Genomic DNA, 2,427 nt, shown 5'->3' on the forward strand with positions numbered 1-2,427 from the left:
TAGCGGATTATCGCCCTGAGATCATTGCCGATCAAAAAATCAAAAAAACCACAGACAACGATACGATGACCATCTCGATGGTGAAAAATCCAGATATCGTTGCCTCTGTCGCAGCCCTTACTCAAAACCGACCATTTACCGTTGGCTTTGCGGCTGAAACTCAAGACGTCGGAAAATACGCTCGCGGAAAACTCGTGAACAAAAATCTGGATATGATCTGCGCTAACGATGTGTCGATTTTAGGCCAAGGCTTCAATAGTAACGACAATGCCATTACCGTATTTGACAAACAAGGTGAGCATTCACTTCCATTGGCATCCAAGAAACAGCTCGCTGAATCGATTATGATGCTGATCGAGAAAAGCCTCTAATATCACTTTTTTTACTTTTAACCACTGCGTTTTTATTGAAACACTACGAACTCCATTCACTGTTGGTTACACTAAGCAGTCCACCAGCAGTGAATGTTCGTTACGTTCTATTTCTCAAGTTGTCATCAAAAGGAAAGGGTCATGGCCGGCACAAGAAAATCCAATCGTCGTGAAGAAATACTGCAAGCATTAGCACAAATGCTTGAGTCTACAGACGGAGCATCTCGAATCACGACCGCCAAACTTGCTAAGCAAGTCGGAGTGTCAGAAGCGGCGCTTTATCGTCACTTCCCAAGTAAAGCCCGAATGTTTGAAGGATTGATTGAGTTTATTGAAGAATCGCTGATGTCGCGCATCAACCGAATCTTAGATGAAGAAAAAGACACCCTGAACCGCATTCGATTGGTGATCCAACTCATTTTGGCCTTTTCAGAACGAAACCCTGGTTTAACCCGTATTCTGTCGGGTCATGCACTCATGTTTGAGAACGAACGTCTACGCGATAGAATCAATCAGCTGTATGAGCGCATTGAGTTGTCTCTGCGTCAAATTCTGCGTGAACGTAAGCTACGCGAAGGGAAATCTTTCCCGGTTGATGAAGCGATACTGGCGGCACAACTGCTTGGGCAAGTTGAAGGCAGTCTCAATCGTTTCGTTCGTTCTGATTTTAAATACCAACCCACCGCGAACTTTGAAGAATATTGGGCATTATTAAGTGCACAAATTCAATAACCATTTGATGAAGTCATCACTATGAATAGAAGAACCTACGACAAACCCACTTTTTCAATGGCGCTATTGCACCCTAAGTATTGGGCCGTATGGCTAGGGTTTGGATTATTGGCCTTGATTGTCCACCTGCTACCTTATCGACTGCTGCTTCGTTTTGGTCACTCAATGGGGCTTGTTGCGATGCGGTTTGGCAAGAAGCGGGTTCATGTTGCCACACGAAACCTCGAGCTCGCTTTCCCAGACAAATCACCGCAAGAAATCCAATCGCTGGTCAAAGAAAACTTTAAGAATACCGGTTTAGCGCTGATTGAAACGGGTATTGCCTGGTTTTGGCCCACATGGCGCTTCAAAACACTGATTACCGATAAAGACACAGAAGCGCTAAAACAACATGAAAAAGATGGGAAAGGTGTCCTGCTTTGCTGTGTTCACGCACTCAATCTTGAGATCACTTGTCGAGCCTTTGCTGTGATAGGTCTTCCTGGCTCTGGTGCGTATCGACCACACAACAACCCAGCCTACAATTTTATTCAGTACCGTGGCCGGACCCAAAATGGTAATGGGGCGATAGACCGTAAAGACGTCAAAAGTATGATTCGAGTGCTGCGCAATGGTGGGCGGTTGTTCTACCTTCCTGACCATGACTACGGGCGCAACAAATCGGCGTTTGTTCCTTTCTTTGCGGTTCAAGATGCTTGTACAACTACTGGAACCAGTCTTTTCGCGTATACCAGTAAGTGCGCCATTGTGGTCGGTTCTGGTTTTAGAAATGAAGATGGACAATACGAGATTTTGGCAAATAAGTCGGTTGAAGAACATTACCCACAAAAAGATGAAAAATCAGCGGCCGCTTATATGAACAAATACGTTGAAGAGATCATCTTACGAGCGCCAGAGCAATGGATGTGGCTGCATAAACGTTATAAGACCATGGAAGATGAAAGCGTAGAGAAAGGGATTCGATACAAATAGACGGTTTAAGACAAGCTGACATTCCGATCTCTGTACGTAAAAAGAGGCGAGAACATTCTTTGTTCTCGCCTCTTTTTTCATTCTTTTATAGTCTAACTTTTAAATGCCGTACTGCGCGCGATACGCTTTTACCGCTTCTAGATTAGCTGCATCTGTGCCTTTCTCTTCAAGGAAGGTAACCAGATCCGTTAGGCTAACAATGGAAATAATCGCACAGCCAAAATCGCGCTCAACTTCTTGAATCGCAGACAACTCACCTTTGCCTTTTTCTTGACGGTCTATTGCTACCAACACACCCGCTAAGTCTGCGCCATTCGCTTGAATGATTTCCATCGATTCACGAATCGCCGTA

Annotated in this window: 3 protein-coding genes and 1 pseudogene; 3 read left to right on the top strand and 1 reads right to left on the bottom strand. The window is 44.7% G+C overall.

The genetic code is table 11. From position 1 onward, the window contains the following. From ACP45E_RS01275 to lpxL, 3 genes are all read left to right on the top strand, one after another. A partial coding sequence (locus ACP45E_RS01275) for a phosphopantothenoylcysteine decarboxylase (protein ID WP_277815667.1) occupies nucleotides 1-371 on the top strand: 371 nt, incomplete at its 5' end. Between the two features lie 141 nt (nucleotides 372-512). Beyond that, a complete protein-coding gene (gene slmA / locus ACP45E_RS01280; RefSeq protein ID WP_017036313.1) occupies nucleotides 513-1,103 on the top strand; it encodes a nucleoid occlusion factor SlmA in 591 nt (196 codons plus the stop codon). Nucleotides 1,104-1,124: 21 nt separating this feature from the next. Beyond that, on the top strand, nucleotides 1,125-2,075 hold the full coding sequence (gene lpxL / locus ACP45E_RS01285; protein ID WP_026026495.1) for an LpxL/LpxP family Kdo(2)-lipid IV(A) lauroyl/palmitoleoyl acyltransferase: 951 nt from the start codon (nucleotides 1,125-1,127) through the stop codon (nucleotides 2,073-2,075). Nucleotides 2,076-2,174: 99 nt separating this feature from the next. Here the strand turns inward: lpxL and pyrE are convergent. After that, a pseudogene (gene pyrE / locus ACP45E_RS01290) lies at nucleotides 2,175-2,427 on the bottom strand (orotate phosphoribosyltransferase); the annotation flags it as partial.

This window comes from Vibrio genomosp. F10 str. 9ZD137 (assembly GCF_049974785.1).
GTDB lineage: Bacteria > Pseudomonadota > Gammaproteobacteria > Enterobacterales > Vibrionaceae > Vibrio.

What these genes read in the sequence shown, in the direction of transcription:
- slmA (WP_017036313.1), top strand. Translation starts at nt 513, where the DNA reads ATGGCCGGCACAAGAAAATCCAATCGTCGTGAAGAAATACTGCAAGCA.
- lpxL (WP_026026495.1), top strand. Translation starts at nt 1,125, where the DNA reads ATGAATAGAAGAACCTACGACAAACCCACTTTTTCAATGGCGCTATTG.